At 37.5% G+C, this 15,361-nt stretch carries 14 protein-coding genes and 1 pseudogene; 2 read left to right on the top strand and 13 right to left on the bottom strand.

Annotation, left to right across the window (positions count from 1 at the left end; genetic code table 11):
- Positions 1–49: 49 nt before the first annotated feature.
- The 3 genes from ACESM9_RS00995 to ACESM9_RS00985 form a co-directional block, all read right to left on the bottom strand.
- Entirely contained in the window at positions 50–1,138 is a 1,089-nt protein-coding gene (locus ACESM9_RS00995; protein WP_372994372.1) for a cell wall-binding repeat-containing protein, read from the bottom strand.
- A 101-nt stretch (positions 1,139–1,239) separates the two neighbouring features.
- Positions 1,240–1,512, bottom strand: a complete 273-nt coding sequence (locus ACESM9_RS00990; protein ID WP_372994370.1) for a metal-sensing transcriptional repressor — start codon at positions 1,510–1,512, stop codon at positions 1,240–1,242.
- 19 nt (positions 1,513–1,531) lie between these two features.
- The gene (locus ACESM9_RS00985; RefSeq protein ID WP_372994368.1) at positions 1,532–2,899 is read right to left on the bottom strand and encodes an MATE family efflux transporter; all 1,368 of its coding nucleotides are present in this window, start codon (positions 2,897–2,899) and stop codon (positions 1,532–1,534) included.
- 236 nt (positions 2,900–3,135) lie between these two features.
- Here ACESM9_RS00985 and ACESM9_RS00980 point away from each other — a divergent pair, with 236 nt between their 5' ends.
- Positions 3,136–4,521 carry a [Fe-Fe] hydrogenase large subunit C-terminal domain-containing protein gene (locus tag ACESM9_RS00980; protein ID WP_372994366.1) on the top strand — a complete coding sequence of 462 codons (1,386 nt, stop codon included), beginning with the start codon at positions 3,136–3,138 and terminating at the stop codon, positions 4,519–4,521.
- A 155-nt stretch (positions 4,522–4,676) separates the two neighbouring features.
- Here ACESM9_RS00980 and ACESM9_RS00975 read toward each other — a convergent pair whose 3' ends face one another.
- Positions 4,677–5,021: a hypothetical protein gene (locus ACESM9_RS00975; RefSeq protein ID WP_372994364.1), complete on the bottom strand. Its 345-nt coding sequence runs from the start codon at positions 5,019–5,021 to the stop codon at positions 4,677–4,679.
- A gap of 206 nt (positions 5,022–5,227) precedes the next feature.
- Here ACESM9_RS00975 and ACESM9_RS00970 point away from each other — a divergent pair, with 206 nt between their 5' ends.
- Positions 5,228–7,024 carry a sulfite exporter TauE/SafE family protein gene (locus ACESM9_RS00970; RefSeq protein WP_372994362.1) on the top strand — a complete coding sequence of 599 codons (1,797 nt, stop codon included), beginning with the start codon at positions 5,228–5,230 and terminating at the stop codon, positions 7,022–7,024.
- Positions 7,025–7,065: 41 nt separating this feature from the next.
- Here ACESM9_RS00970 and ACESM9_RS00965 read toward each other — a convergent pair whose 3' ends face one another.
- The 9 genes and pseudogenes from ACESM9_RS00965 to ACESM9_RS00925 all read right to left on the bottom strand — a co-directional run bounded on the left by ACESM9_RS00965 (position 7,066) and on the right by ACESM9_RS00925 (position 15,348).
- Positions 7,066–7,317, bottom strand: coding sequence for a metal-sensitive transcriptional regulator (locus tag ACESM9_RS00965; protein ID WP_372994378.1), 252 nt, complete (start codon positions 7,315–7,317; stop codon positions 7,066–7,068).
- 111 nt (positions 7,318–7,428) lie between these two features.
- Positions 7,429–7,644, bottom strand: coding sequence for a heavy-metal-associated domain-containing protein (locus ACESM9_RS00960; RefSeq protein WP_372994360.1), 216 nt, complete (start codon positions 7,642–7,644; stop codon positions 7,429–7,431).
- 109 nt (positions 7,645–7,753) lie between these two features.
- A pseudogene (locus ACESM9_RS00955) lies at positions 7,754–10,219 on the bottom strand (heavy metal translocating P-type ATPase).
- A gap of 212 nt (positions 10,220–10,431) precedes the next feature.
- Positions 10,432–11,832, bottom strand: a complete 1,401-nt coding sequence (locus tag ACESM9_RS00950; protein ID WP_372994358.1) for a sensor histidine kinase — start codon at positions 11,830–11,832, stop codon at positions 10,432–10,434.
- 1 nt (position 11,833) lies between these two features.
- A complete protein-coding gene (locus ACESM9_RS00945) occupies positions 11,834–12,535 on the bottom strand; it encodes a response regulator (protein ID WP_372994356.1) in 702 nt (233 codons plus the stop codon).
- 12 nt (positions 12,536–12,547) lie between these two features.
- Positions 12,548–12,673, bottom strand: a complete 126-nt coding sequence (locus ACESM9_RS00940) for an LDCC motif putative metal-binding protein (RefSeq protein ID WP_372994354.1) — start codon at positions 12,671–12,673, stop codon at positions 12,548–12,550.
- A 177-nt stretch (positions 12,674–12,850) separates the two neighbouring features.
- Positions 12,851–13,780 (bottom strand): cysteine synthase A, encoded by a 930-nt coding sequence (cysK, locus tag ACESM9_RS00935; RefSeq protein WP_372994352.1) that lies wholly within the window; start codon positions 13,778–13,780, stop codon positions 12,851–12,853.
- Between the two features lie 67 nt (positions 13,781–13,847).
- Complete coding sequence (locus ACESM9_RS00930; protein ID WP_372994350.1) at positions 13,848–14,864, bottom strand: AIR synthase family protein; 1,017 nt, start codon at positions 14,862–14,864, stop codon at positions 13,848–13,850.
- Between the two features lie 4 nt (positions 14,865–14,868).
- Positions 14,869–15,348 carry an ECF transporter S component gene (locus tag ACESM9_RS00925; RefSeq protein ID WP_372994348.1) on the bottom strand — a complete coding sequence of 160 codons (480 nt, stop codon included), beginning with the start codon at positions 15,346–15,348 and terminating at the stop codon, positions 14,869–14,871.
- Between the last annotated feature and the right edge of the window lie 13 nt (positions 15,349–15,361).

The following is a 15,361-nucleotide window of genomic DNA, read 5'->3' as shown; positions in this document are numbered from 1 at the left end:
CATGAAAAAGCCTGGCAATTATTATTTTGTCAGGCTTTTATATAGGTTATCAGTGGTGCATTCCATTCTCTCCTGCACCTTTAATCAAAATTTTCTCAAGTTCTACCTGCGCTCTGTGAGTAATCTTACTATACCCTCCCAGTATAAAGCCATGCATAAATGGGGGTTTTGGAGGGTGTTGCTCAGGCGGATTCAGTGACAGCACATAGTTTTTAGTCACATTTGGTACATTATCCGGTTCAATAAATAGAATAGGAGAGTGCTTTCCAATATGAGCAAATATGCTTGCTGATAAAACATGAACCCAGTCTTCTGGTACTCCAAAACAAAATGACCATCCATCTCTAGTATTTATATTCCACCCAAAATCGCCCTCTGGTGAATAATACTTAGTAAAGTTTACCGCACATTCATAAGGGGTGCTGCCTCCAATTCTATCTACCTTACCTTTTACCAAACCTCTTATCTCATTAAGAACTTCATCTGATATTAAATGCTTACCTGCAATGACAAATACATTTTTATCGTTATATTTAATCAATTTTCCTCTTGTAGCCTCCGGCAATCTATCTTCATATGAAAAAAGAATGGGAACCCCCATGTGAGCAGTGAAATAAGCAGCGTGCAAGCATCCTGTAGGGCTATCAGCAGGAACAATCATTATATTGTCAGAACCTTCACTGGTTTTAGAAGCTACCTTGTATCTGAATTCCAAAGCTTCCCCAGCTGTATCGACAGGATCTCTGCCTATAACTCTTATAGTAGATAACCCCGCATTCCTAAGCTGCATCTCTACAGCAGGACATATCGGTCCTACAATAATAACTTTAGCAGGTACATTCAGGCCTGTAGGAGACAGTCTCTTAATCTCTGCCAGTATTCCTGTGGAAAGCCTAAAGGGATTAGTAAATAACAAAGGGGCATTAACCGGAAAATGGATAATAGGTGAGGCTAACAATCCATAGTGGTATGTGGTCAAAGGAACAAGTATAACTGCATTAGGTCGCCATTCCACATCAGTACTCGGATAGGCTGTCTTTGTTGCATTTATATTGAATTCTATTGGATTATCTCCCATAATCCTGGTGGTATCAAGTGTATTAGTCGCTGAATAGAAGTTTTTATAAGATGATAGCAAAACCTCATCTCCCTACACTCAATAATAAACTTACATATTATTTATATTATTAATTTTACTTATATTGTGTGATTACAAAGAATATTCCTGGGAGACGACGGTCATCTAATAAACTTATCTATTGCAGCATTTAATTTTTCCAGTGGTTCCTTATCCTTGTTCTCAATAGCTTCCAAAACACAATGGTTGATATGATCTTCCAAAATTAGCTTACCTACATTATTGAGGGCAGATCTGACTGCCGCAATCTGTATGAGTATTTCGCTGCAATCCTTCCCTTCCTCTATCATTCTTTTAACAGCTTCTGCATGTCCGATGATTCTTGACATTCTGTTTATCACCTGTTTTTGTTGAGGATGATTATGTTCATGCATCTTAATCACTCCTTATAAACTAATATAATTTCTTATCTTTCCATCCGCCTTTTAAAAAACGGATCATTAAAATAATACCTCTGATGCCTATATCTATAGAAACCGCCACCCACACTCCAACTAATCCCATATGAAGTTTAAGGCCTAATACATATACTCCCAGTACCCGTAATCCCCATATACCAATTAAGGTTGAATACATAGGAAACTTCGTATCTCCTTCACCCTGTAGCGCTGAAGTAATTACAGTAGTAGCAGAAGAAAAGGGCTGAATTAATGCTATTATTCTTAGAACTTTTACAACCAAGTCAATTACCATTGGATCTTTGCTGAAAAGACTAGCGAGGATAGGTGCGAATATGTAAAAAAATATGCCTGCCAGTACCATAAATATGGCGGCTAAAAAATATGACATTAATCCTGCTTTTTGAGCTACTTCTTTTTTTCCGGCACCAAGATTTTGCCCAACCAAGGTGGCAGCTGCCACTCCAAATCCCATTCCTGGCAAATAGGAAAAGGTTTCAATTGTTCCAGCTATATTATGGGCAGCGTAAGCTTCGGTACCTATTCTTATTATCATTCCGCTATATATAAGCTGTCCGAATCTCATGAATAACTTTTCCAATGCAGCGGGTAGCCCGATTTTTGTAATGGATTTGAGTATAACCCTATCAATATGCCATTTATTAAATAAATTAACATGTATTTTTACTTTATTCCTATTGATTTTCATAAACAGAAGTATAACACCTGCAACTCTAGAAACGGTAGTGGCAACACCAGCACCTAATATTCCAAGACCTTTGAAATTAAATATACCAAACATCAATATATAATCCAGAACTATATTAATCATATTCATTACAATGGCTATTTGCATAGGTGTTTTAGTATCTCCTGCACCCCTTAAACTACTGGATAATATCATCATAATGCACAGGAATACCGATGGAACTGCTACAGGGTAAAAGTATGGCAATGCATACTGGAACACTTTTTCTTCTGTGCCCAATACAAGTAATATTTCTTTTGAAAAAACTGCATTTATGATTCCTATAAATATACCGATGACTAACGCCAAAATAATTGATTGTTTAACTGTGTTGTTAGCACTTTCAATATCATCGGCACCTATATTCCTTGATATAATTGCAGTGGTTCCTACCCCAAGAGCTAGAAAGAACGCAATGTAAATATTCATAATAAGGTTTGTTATTCCAACTCCGGCTATTGCTTCTGTCCCTATTTTCCCAATAAAATATGTATCTACCACACCAACAAAAACCTGCAAAACATTTTCTATTATTGCAGGTATGGCTAGCGCCATAATAGTTTTAGCATCACTCTCCTTCATAAATCCCTTGATGGCTGCTGTCATTTCTGTCATAATATAGAACTCCTCCAAAAATAAATATATCCCCCATAGGGGGATATATTTATTATAATACTTATACTTTTTTATTGCAACTAAATTGTGTAACAAGTATAATGCAAATTATTTTGTAGATACTATGGCCACATCCCTCAAATCATAATTGAGAATAAATTGGGGTACTATAAGAAAGGCTTCCTATGGGTTATAAAATAATGGCTTTAAAGAACTACGTCAAGGGAGAGCATTTTATGGAAGATAGGTATATCAACTTCAATGAAAAGCGAATGTATATTTTCAGTGAACTTGTAAAGAGATACTGGAATGGAAATTTGAACAATGTAAAGGACTTGAATGATTTGGCATATGATATCAAAAATAAATATGGTTTCAGAAATAATGAAATGTCCTTTATAAAGGATCATATAAGAATTGCAATGGGTTTGGATCCTAATAGAGATGATGAGTTTAAAGATGAGTTGGACATGGTAAAAAAATATAAAAAAATCAATCTGCCTATTGTTGCCAAGATCGATGGTCCCTGTGAATATTGCAGCCATAATCCTTGCCAATGTATGATATTTGAAAAGTATGAGGCTCCCATATATAGCAGAGCAAATGAGCCCATTATTGTTAATGATAAATGTCTCAACTGTGGTTATTGTGCTTCTAAATGTGATTTTGGAGCCATATCCGACAAGATAGAATTCATTCCTCTTATTGATTTGCTGAAAAGTGATGAAACCCACGTCTTTGCTGCAGTGGCACCAGCAATAGTAGGTCAATTTGGCGATGACATCAACATGGGCCAACTTAGAACTGCTCTTAAGATGATAGGTTTCAAGGATATGATTGAAGTAGCTCTCTTCGCTGATATTCTCACTATAAAAGAAGCTCTTGAGTTCGATCATTTAGTAAAGACTGAAGAGGATTTCTTTTTAACAAGCTGTTGCTGTCCTGTATGGTTCAACATGATTAAAAATAACTACCCTGACATCTATAAGCATCTCTCTCCTTCTGTATCCCCAATGATTGCCTCAGGCAGAATACTGAAGAAATTATATGGCAATGCCAAAATCGTATTCATTGCTCCCTGCATAGCAAAAAAAGCAGAAGCTAAAGAGCCTGAGCTAAAAGAGGCTATAGATTATGTGCTAAATTTCAGGGAGCTAAAAGAAATTTTCAGTGCTCTTGAAATTAATCTGAAAGAGCTTCAATCAGACGAAAAGGATCAGGCCTCTTTCGGAGGAAGAGTCTATGGAAGGACCGGCGGTGTCAGCTTTTCAGTCAAAACTGTGGTAAACAGGCTGGCGCCTACAAGAGTCATCAAGCTTAAAGCTAAAAAGGTTGACGGGGTAAAAGGGTGCAGACAAATACTGAATGATCTGTATGAGGGCATTAAAGTGGACTCAAACTTTATTGAAGGTATGGGCTGCTCAGGCGGCTGTGTAGGCGGTCCAAGGGCTAATATCGATGTAGAAAAGGCAACTAAACTAATAAATGAATTTGGAGAAGATTCATTTATTTTGACACCCTTTGACAACTTGAATGTAATGAAAATCCTAAATCAATTAGGCATCAGCAATATAGAGGAAATTATGGAAAATGAAGCAATAAAGAAACTGCTTTCAAGATAATATCTGCTATGTTATATAAAGATACTATGATAAATAAGAATACATTAATTACCTCACATATAAACAAAGAGAGGTTACTATACTTTCAAGTGTAGTAACCTCTCTTTGTTTACAAGGAGTTTTTTCAAAAATAGTTATTATGGATAACAACATATCTAAAATCGATTATTATTAAAGCCACCCATCATACCGCCGTTATAATAACCGCCCATCATTCCTCTTGCGGATTGTCTACCTCCGAAGCCTCCGCATGGTCCATACCCATTTTCTTCATGGAATCTTTCCATATAATTAAAATGTTCTTCCCATGCTTTTGCTTCTTTTTCGGTAACATCACCATTTTCCTTAGCTTCATTTACCCAGCTCCTCATGGAATCAAACATGGAGTTGAAAAAATCGGCTCTCTCTGAACCATTCTCTCCTGCCGCATAAACTACTGGTAAACTCAACACAGTGACCAGTAAAAATACGGTAACTAACACTGTAATTTTTTTCTTCATAAGTATTAACCTCCTGCTAAATTGAAATTTATTATTTGTTATGTGTCTATGCTTTGATAATACTACGAGAATGTGGAGAATTTATGAAGAAAATCTTTAAAAAATTTTTTGTCTCCATAAAATCAACACATCTTTTTTTTATATTTGTAAACATGTAATAAATTTTAAAAAATTTATACTGGGAACACAATAAGGGGAGGTCATCTATGAGTATTAAAAGAGAAAAAATTAAAGTGTATGAAATGACTTGTACATCTTGTGAAAATCGTGTTGAAAGAGCTATTAAGAAGCTAAATGGAGTATTGTACGCCAAAGCCAATTTCAGTGAGCAATTTGCAGAAGTTGAATACGATGATGAGCTATGCAACCTGAATAAAATTAAAGATGCAATAAAAAGTTCCGGATACAGTACGCAAGGTTCCAATGATTATAAATTCATGGGAATCCTGATAATTGCTGTAGGTATAGTTCTTCTAGGTTTAAAAACCAATGGCTTTGATATGGAAGAAAAGCTTGCTAATGCATCCTATGCAGTTCTCTTTCTGGTAGGGGTGCTTACATCAATCCACTGTGTAGGGATGTGCGGTGGAATCATGCTGTCTCAAAGCTTGTCAAGAAAAGGCGAAAACAAGTTCGAGGCTATTCAGCCGTCACTTTTATATAACTTAGGGAGAGTCATAGCTTACACTATCCTCGGCGGAATTATCGGTGCCCTTGGTTCTGTGATTTCGCTTTCGATTACTGCAAAAGCAGCAATGCAGATATTTGCAGGTGTATTTATGATCATGATGGGCTTTAATATGGCTGGCTTCAGTGCATTTAGAAAATTTCATATTAAGCTGCCTCATTTTGCTTGCAAAGCAAAGAGTAAATCTGGCTCTCCATTTATAGTCGGCTTGCTAAATGGTTTGATGCCCTGTGGTCCTCTTCAAACCATGCAGCTTTTCGCTCTAGGCACAGGAAGTCCATTAAAAGGTGCATTGGCCATGTTTATGTTTGCAGTAGGAACAGTGCCCCTTATGCTGACCTTCGGTGCATTATCTGGGCTATTGAGCAGAGGCTATACCAAAAAAATACTTAAATTTAGCGGTGTGCTTATCGTAATCCTTGGCCTGATAATGGGAAACAGGGGTCTTGCACTGGCAGGCATAAACATTAATCCTATGACGGTATTCGCCAGCAGTTCAAGTGGTTCATCAAATCCGTATGTGGCAAAAGCAACTATACAGGATGGCATTCAAATAATAAACATGACTGCTAATAACAACGGTTATACCCCTAATGCTTTTTATGTCCAGAAAGGAATACCTGTTAAGTGGGTAATCGATGGCCAGCAAATGAATTCATGCAATAATGCAATCGTTGCAAGAGAATTGAATCTTGAATGGAAGTTGAAAAAGGGAGAAAATATTAAAGAATTTACACCAGGAGATAAAGATATAAACTTCAGTTGCTGGATGGGTATGATAAGAGGTGTTATAAAGGTTGTTGACGACCTGGACACAGTTGATACTTCAAAGGCTGACCCTTCCTTACCGCCGCCAAGTACGGGTCCAAGCTGCTGCGCAGTACCAATAGATGAAGAATCCGATATAACAAGCAAGCCCAGCATTTATGGTGACGATATATCTCAAGCTTCAACTGAAACACTGGTTAGCAAAGCTATAGTTGACGGAGAATATCAAATTGGAAAGTTTAAAGGTATAGGTTATGAATTGCAGCCATTAATTGTTGTTACAGGAAACAGAGAGAAAACAAAGTTAAGTTTCAATTTAAGCGATTTCGATAATCCTGAGGGCGAATACTATATTTTCGATGCAACGACAGGAGAAGATATTATCTCATTTACCGGCAAAAAAGGTATAAATGAAGTTGAGTTTAGTCCTAAAAAAACCGATGGCTATATAATTATAAAAGATAACTATATTTTAGGTGTAGTTGAAGTAGTTGACGATATTAATACCGTGGATTTAGAAAAAGTTCGAAGCAAATATTTTCCATAAAATTAATACCTTTGTATCCATATGGATACAAAGGTATTTTCTCATTTCATCATCTTTTCTATGGTTTTAAGAAGCTCATCCACTACTTCCATTTCTCCTGCCTGTATCCTGCTGATAAGACAACTTTTCATATGGCTTTCCAGCAGCAACTTGCTTACAGAATTCATCGCAGCCTGTACAGAAGCTATTTGATTAAGAACATCATCACAGTAGACATCCTTCTCTATCATTCCTTTTATGCCTCTAACCTGGCCTTCTATTCTGTTGAGTCTTGATATGAGAGATGACTTCATCTTGTCTGACCTGTTTGTCTTTCTTTGATTGCAGGTTTCATCACAGCAGCTTCCACAATCAGTTATTTTGCAATCATCATTCATTCCATAACCCCCAAAATCTTTACAATCCTATATGCTTTTAATACCGATTACATCATATCCTGCTTCTTCAACTGCTTCTTTAAGCTTGGAATCCTCAACATCACCACTTAGTTCCACAGTTGCATATTTGCCTTCCAGGCTTACTTCCACATTTGCAACTCCACTGATTTCCTTTAGAGCTTCCTCTACATGCTTTACACAATGTCCACAGTTCATTCCTTCGATATTGATTTGTTTTTTCATTTCATTTCCTCCATTCATATTAAAATTGGTCTTAAGATCCTTCGGGCTTCACCCTCAGGATGACTTTTGTCAGTTCTTCAAGCTAGCTTTTATATTACATTTTTGTCTATTATCTTGTGGGTTTGAATCCTCTCAGTCTGAGAGCATTGGTGAGAACTGATACGGAGCTCAAAGACATAGCTGCTGCCGCAAATACCGGATTCAACAAAGGTCCGCCGAATAAGTGAAGCACTCCAGCTGCCAATGGTATTCCTGCAGTATTATATCCAAAGGCCCAAAAGAGGTTTTGCTTGATATTTCTTATGGTGCTCTTGCTCAATTCTATTGCTGCTGGTACATCCATAAGATCGCTCCTCATCAATACTATGTCTGCGGATTCCATGGCTACATCGGTACCAGAGCCTATAGCTATTCCTATATTCGCCTGGGCTAGAGCTGGTGCATCATTTATGCCGTCTCCTACCATGGCAACCTTTTTGTTCTCTGCTTGCAATTTCTTTACCTCATTAGCCTTGTCCTGAGGAAGTACCTCTGCAAGGACTCTGTCGATACCAACTTGTTTTGCTATTGCTTCAGCAGTCCTTTTATTATCACCGGTTATCATAACAACCTCTATCCCCATATCATGAAGCCTTTGAATTGCCTTGGCACTGCTTTCCTTCACCACATCTGCTACTGCAATTATGCCTGCTAGCTTATTATCAATAGCTATATACATAGGTGTCTTTCCTTCCGAAGCAAGTCTGTCCGATTCTTCTTCCAACTCCTTAAGTTCAATATTCTTATCTATCATAAGTTTTCTATTTCCAAGAAGTACATCTTGTCCTTCAATATTAACCTCAATTCCATGACCAGGTATTGCACTGAATCTATCTACCTTTAGCAAATCAATATTTTCATTTTCTGCTCCCCTTACTATTGCTTCGCCTAAGGGATGTTCAGAACCTTTTTCTGCCGATGCCGCAATCTGGAGAAGCCTATTTCTCTCATTTCCATTAACAGTTACAATATCGGTTACTTCGGGTTTACCTTCTGTTATAGTACCTGTTTTATCAAATACTATTGTATTAATTTTATGAGTGGTCTCCAGTGCTTCTCCACCCTTTATCAATATACCGTATTCAGCCCCTTTGCCCGTACCTACCATTATGGCTGTAGGCGTTGCCAGCCCTAAGGCACAAGGACATGCTATTACTAATACTGATATAAATATGGTCAATGCAAATACCGCAGATTCTCCACTTATATACCAGGCAATTGATGCTACTATAGCTATAGCAAAGACTATGGGAACGAAGTAGCCTGAGACTATATCTGCCATTTGAGCTATGGGAGCCTTGGAACCCTGAGCATCTTCAACAAGCTTTATTATTTGAGCCAGGGCGGTATCGCTTCCTACTTTTGTAGCTTTGAATTTGATGGAACCATTCTTATTTATGCTGGCTCCTACAACCTTGTCTCCTATATGCTTTTCCACAGGAATACTCTCGCCTGTCAGCATAGATTCATCAACAGAGGTATATCCTTCTATTACCTCACCATCTACAGGTATTTTCTCACCAGGCTTAACTAGTATTATATCTCCAACTTCTACTTCTTCTATAGGTATTTGGATTTCCTTTTCATCCTGAATCACTGTTGCAGTTTTTGGTGCCAAACCCATCAGCTTCTTTATAGCTTCAGAAGTTTTACCTTTTGATACTGCTTCAAGAGATTTTCCCAGAAGTATCAATGTTATAATAACCCCTGCAGATTCAAAATACAGATTCATAACACTATGATGATCTCCCATGTAAATCATGTATGTTGAGTACAGGCTGTAAATAATAGCTGCAGAAGTACCCATGGCAATTAAAGAATCCATATTAGGGCTTCTTCTTATAATGGCTTTAAAACCTACTGTATAGAATCTATATCCAGAAATGACAATAGGAATTACCAATACAATTTGTATTAAAGCGAATCTTAGGGGGTTTGTCATTGGGTCCAACAACGCAGGCAGTGATTTGTTCAAACCTGGTATCATATGTGCCATTGCAAGGATTAGCAAAGGAGTAGCAAAGATAGCTGACACAATAAATTTCGTCCATAATGTCTTTATCTCTTTTTCTTTCCTGGCCTTATCCTCATCGACTCTGTTTTTGCTTTCTATTTCTAAAGCTTTATATCCAGCTTTAGCGATTGCTTGCTTTATTTCCGACAATCTTATCAATTTGGCATTATATCTTACATTGGCTTTCTCAGTAGATAAATTTATAGAAACAAACTCAACACCTTCAAGTTTGGATATCACTCTCTCCAGAGTTTTTACACAAGCAGCTCATGTCATTCCCTCTATTGGAATGAGTACTTCCTTTGTTTCAACTTCTTCTACCGCTTCGTATCCTGCCTTTCTTACAGCTTCCTTTATTTTATCTATATCAAGCTTGCTATCTTCGTATTGAACCACCATCTTCTCCGTAGCAAAATTAACATTTGCCTCAACAACACCGTCTAGCTTTTTGACTGCTCTCTCCGATGCCTTGGCACAAGCTGCGCAGGTCATGCCTATTATCTTTAATGATTCGGTCTTCATACTTTTCATCCCTTCTCGTCACATTTCTTATAGGGTACCCCCCTATCCTATATTTATATAATACATTATTTCCTTTTTAGTGTCAATACAAATAGAACAATTTATTCATAATTTAGAATAGGCATGTACATCGAAGAAAAATCAAAAAAAATTCTTACATTAATAGTATTCATATTACTGTAAGAATAAAAATCATAATGATATATATCCGCCTAAGCCATTGGATTATTTTTGGGTAAGGAAACTTTAAGCTTAGTACCTACATTTATTTCACTTTCAACCTCAATAATTCCTTTATGAGCTTCTACAATAGCCTTAGTTATGGCAAGACCAATTCCTGCCCCTCCAGTCAGCCTGTTTCTGGACTTATCAGCCCTGTAAAACCTTTCAAAAATATTAGGCAGGTCTTCTTCAGCAATTCCAATTCCATTATCAATTATTGTCAGCTCCGCTTTATTCTTATCACCAGTCAGTTCTATAATCACTTTTCCACCTGTTTTAGTATACTTAAGAGCATTAGAAATAAGATTAACTATCATCTGGCTTATTTTATCCTTATCAGCCCTGATGCTTTGCTCATCTAGTCTTAATATCAGCTCAATGTTTTTACTTATAAATCCTCTTTCAAAATTTCCAGCAACTCTTGTAACTAAGTCTTTAAGATCAAACTCTGTTTTATCTAAAGTTAGGATACTGCTCTCGTACTTCGCCAACTTACCCAGATCTCCCACCAGTCTATTAAGACGCAGGATCTCCTCATGGCAGCTTTTTAATCTCTCAGTATCCGCTTCCCATATTCCGTCAATCATTGCCTCCATATGACTTTGTAGTGTTGCAAGAGGAGTCCTCAATTCATGGGCTACATCCGCTGTAAGCTGTTTCCTCAACCTTTCTTGGGATTCAAGGTTCTGGGCTAAATCATTTATAGAATTTATCAGCTCATTTATTTCTTTTGTATCTGTTTCTTCATTGCTTCTGCTGCTATAGTGCCCCTGGGAAATTAGATGAGCTCTATCTATAACCCTGGTTATTGGCTTGCTTATGTTTCTTGATATAATTGCACCTATTACAATGGACAGCAATAATGATAAAATTCCTACGCCAATAAAAACTCGGTTCAGAGTGTTTATGAACTCCAAATCGCTATCAGTATAGTAAAAAGGTCCATAATAAATTATCTCAATATTCCCTACAGTATCACCTTTATGCACTAAAGGATAGCTATCCTTTATATACTCACCTTCCCAGTTTGGATAACGGCTGTACATATTATTTTCCATATTAGCCATCATATTATGACACATTGCAGTATTATATTTCATGGCATCCCAGATTACTGTACCATCAGCATCTTGTACCTTGATTATCATTCCATTTTCCAATGCATTTATCCCAATGCTTTGGATGGAAAAGTTGTCCCACTTGCCTTCAGTCTTGTATTGTTGTGCTACAAGAGCAACTATTTCACTGTTTTTCCTTGCCTGACTCTTTATAATATAATCCTGGAAATACTTGTCTAAATATATATTAGAAATGATGCTTATCAAAAACACACATACTGCTGCAATCAAAATATATGATATAGTCAGTTTAGTCCTTAAGCTATACTTCATATCAATCACCACCAAACCGGTACCCCACTCCATGCACTGTAATAACTAACTTAGGGGACTTAGGATCATCTTCAATCTTCTGTCTCAAATTCTTTATATGAGAGTCTATTGTTCTGTCAAATCCATAAAAATCTTCACCTAAAGCCAGAGTAATCAATTCTTCTCTTGTATATACTTTATTAGGATGCTTAACTAAAGCCATCAGAATACTAAATTCGCTTGGAGTAAGGTTTATGAGTTTACCATGCTTCTTTACCTGGTGTTTCTCCACATCTACTACCAAATCTCCTCCCTCAAAGCTATAGATATTGGCCAAAGGCAGCGCATCATCCAGAGTTCTGCGAAGGACAGCTCTTACACGGGCTACAAGTTGTCTCGGACTAAAAGGCTTTGTTATATAGTCATCTGCACCTATATTTAGGCCTTTCAGTATATCCTCTTCCTCTACCTTGGCTGTAAGCATAATTATTGGAACTCTGGACTTACTCCTGATTATCTTGCATATTTCCTCTCCTGTCATATCTGGAAGCATCAAATCAAGTATAACCAAAGATGGTTTATCATCTTCAAATCGTTGAAGAGCTTGGTGACCTGTAAAGGCTTCAAGTACCTTATATCCTGATTTCTCCAGATAAGATTTTACTACATCTACTATTTTGGTCTCATCATCTACTACTAAAATACTTATATCATTTGACCTCATGCTATTTCACCCTTATTTACTTTTCTTTGGCCTGTCAAGCTTGCAGCAGTCTAGTCTCTCGTTCCCAAACTCCTCCTGGCTTGATTTGGCTAAAGTGTCGAAAAATCTTGTTATTGCTTTTTTTATTTTTTTAAACATAATCTCACCCCAAATATATCATAAATATTTACTTAATGCATGTATTACCCTTAACAGCGTTTATTTTATGTTGCATAATCATTTCTGTATTATACTAAATGATTATGGAGATATTATGAAGAAAAATAAAGCTGTTGAATCTTGAAACAGATTAACAGCCTTTTGATTTAGATTTTCTTATACAAATAATTCAGTAGATAAATATCTTTCACCTGTATCAGGCAAAAGCACCACTATAGTCTTTCCCTTATTTTCTGACCTCTTTGCTATTTCAGAAGCTGCATAAAGAGCGGCACCGGCCGATATGCCTACAAGCAGTCCTTCACTTTTTGCAAGCTTTCTTGATGTTTCAAAGGCACTATCGCTTTCAACCTTGAAAATCTCGTCTATTATTTCCAAATTTATTATCTTTGGTATAAAGCCTGCACCTATGCCCTGTATTTTGTGGGCACCCTTCTGACCTCCAGATAGCACAGGAGAATCTGATGGTTCAACTGCAACTATCTTTACATCAGGATTCTTCTTCTTTAATACCTCTCCTACCCCTGTAATAGTACCACCAGTTCCTACACCTGCCACAAAAATATCAACTTTCCCGTCTGTGTCCCTCCATATTTCTTCTGCAGTTGTCTTTTTGTGATACTCAGGGTTGGCAGGATTCTCAAACTGCTGAGGAATAAATGAATTTTCAATCTCTGATGCCAGTTCCTGTGCTTTCTTTATTGCTCCTGCCATACCATCTGCTCCAGTGGTCAATATAATCTCTGCTCCAAGAGCTGCCAGGAGTTTCCTTCTCTCTATGCTGAATGTCTCCGGCATGGTAATTATAAGTTTGTAGCCTCTTGCAGCAGCTACCAAAGCTAAACCCACACCCGTATTTCCGCTGGTTGGTTCGATTATGGTGGTGTTTGAATTAATCACACCTCTATCCTCAGCATCCTTTATCATGGCATATGCTATCCTGTCTTTTACGCTGCCTCCTGGATTGAAATACTCAAGCTTGGCAATTACAGTTGCTCCTAGAGCATTTGTTCTGTTATAGTTGGAAAGTTCAAGAAGGGGAGTATTTCCAATCAAATCTGTAAGACTCTTTGCAATTTTAGCCATAATTTAAACCTCCAAATTTTCTTCATTACAAATATATTCTATTATTAACAAACTTAATTATTCATTTCTAAATCCTTTGAGTTGCCCTTTCTATAGCCACATAAAGCTCATCTCTCTCTGGAGGTATGATGAGACTTTGGTTGCCCTTTGATATCAAAATCTTATCTTTCTTTGTAACCTTCCCGACTATGGTTGCCCTTATACCCTTGGACTTTAATGCCTCTATGACTTCCTTACCCTTTGGAGTACAAATCAGCATGGAGCCGCTTGAGATAAGCCCTAGAGGGTTGATTTGGAAAAACTCGCATATGGCTTTAGTTTCAGGATAAATAGGTAAATCTTCTTCAAAAATTTCCATGCCTACCCCGGAAGCCTCAGCAATTTCATAGGCTGCCCCCAATAGTCCTCCCTCTGTTATATCATGCATGGCAGAAACTCCAACTTTGGCTGCAGTGATTCCTTCTTCCACCACTCCTATATTATCTATAAAAGCTTTAGCTCTCGATACCAGTTCATTTCCCAGTTTCTCCTTCAAAATATCCTCATAATCAGCTGCCAAAATAGCTGTTCCTTCAAGGCCAAGAGCCTTTGTTATTATCACATCATCTCCCGGCTTAGCTCCAGAAGAGGTTACATACTCATCTTTCTTGGCAATTCCCAATGCAGTTACCGATATTATGGGCTTCACAACCCCATCAGTAATTTCACTGTGTCCCCCCAAAACTTCTATTCCAATGCTGTTAGCTCCTTTATGGATTCCTTCCATTATATCTTTCAGCATAGTTTCATTGGAACCTGCAGGCAAAAGAAGGGTAACCATTATTCCAATAGGCTTTGCACCACAGGCGGCAATGTCATTAGTGGATATATAAACCCCAATATATCCGCTGTTTTTATCGGCACCTGTAATCGGATCTGTGGAAACAACGGCTACATTTTCACCATAGTCTATTATGCTGCAATCTTCACCTAAACCCGAGTGGACCAGAACCTCTTTTCTTCTATTTCCTAAGAAAGGATATACAGACGTCTTTAGTATTTCAGGTGGCACTTTTCCTATTTTAAAAATATCATCTCTTAACATGTTATCACCGCCCTATGATGTATTTTTTTAGTCTATAATGAAGCATTAGTGCAATTATTCCTCCTACAGATACCTGTACGAAATCGCCTGCCAGCTCAACAGGCACAGCACCGGCACCATATAATAGGCCTGCCGCTGTTGCATATCCTATCATCATAATAGCTGCTCCAGCTGCTACTGCCAGGTATGGTTTTGTTCTTTTTGATAACACACCTACTATAAATCCTTCAGTACCTTTTATCAGCAATGTTATGGGAGCCCATACAGGATAGCCCCCTAAAATATCTGACATACCAGAGCCTACTCCTCCTACTATAGCACCAGCAGGACCTCCAAATATAAGTGCTACCAGGTATATTACTCCTTCTCCTAAGTTAAAATAAAGGTTGAATGTAGGCACAGGGAAACGAAATACTGTGGTAGCGATAACCAATAAAGCCATAAATAATCCCAAAAAAGCAACTTTCTTTATCTTTACATCCATAACAATTCTCCCA

The sequence above is a fragment of the Lutispora sp. genome (assembly GCF_041687175.1).
GTDB lineage: Bacteria > Bacillota > Clostridia > Lutisporales > Lutisporaceae > Lutispora.
The sequence above is the reverse complement of the archived record's forward strand: the minus strand, read 5'-3'. Positions and strand labels throughout refer to the sequence as shown.